Here is a 603-nt window from a genome sequence, read left to right as displayed (position 1 = left end):
CAAGTAACATGCTTGACGTTTCAAGATGGTGCCCTTTCGCAAGTTTGAAGACATTTTTGCAACTTGCACATAAAGTTCATCACACTTGGATTTGACCACTTCCACATCATCTGTGGTTTCCGGAACATCTACAGCCGAGTCTCCTTCTCCACACACATACACCTCATCCTTACGGGCATAAATCTCTGGTGAAGTGTACAGGGAAGGACCGGTTTTCAATTCAGTGAAAATGGCATATGGTGATACCGGTTGGTCTTTGAATGGACTTATGGTGATGGAATGAGCCCTTAAACCGGAAATCGGACAATCTGGCACATTGTGATCAGATCGGCTTCAAGCTCAACAACTTTATTAGAAAACGATTCGTTTGCCTTGGCACTAGTAGGTTTATAGGTGACTCCGGTAGCAGCCCCGGAATCCAACGAAAACTGGATTTCGTCCACCTTACCGAGTATTAGTTCCAACGCACCATTGGCATCTTCTACAGCCTTTCGCAAGATAAAATTGGTGAATTGGTAGGGATGTACTTGCGCCGTAGTATCTGTTCCGCCAAGAGACGAGCATGACGATATTAACGACGAGGTGATCCAATTGAGGTCCAGA

Annotated in this window: 2 protein-coding genes; both read right to left on the bottom strand. The window is 45.3% G+C overall.

Features of this window, described 5'->3' with window-relative positions; all coding sequences use genetic code 11:
- Nucleotides 1-219, bottom strand: a 219-nt coding sequence (locus H9Y04_RS49285; protein ID WP_498067177.1) for a hypothetical protein, incomplete at its 3' end; no start/stop codon positions are given.
- A gap of 68 nt (nucleotides 220-287) precedes the next feature.
- Nucleotides 288-603: hypothetical protein (locus H9Y04_RS49280; RefSeq protein ID WP_214662318.1), on the bottom strand; the 316-nt coding region annotated here is incomplete at its 5' end.

Source organism: Streptomyces polyasparticus, from assembly GCF_014493765.1.
Taxonomy (GTDB): domain Bacteria; phylum Actinomycetota; class Actinomycetes; order Streptomycetales; family Streptomycetaceae; genus Streptomyces; species Streptomyces polyasparticus.
This window is presented reverse-complemented; position numbering and strand designations above follow the sequence as displayed.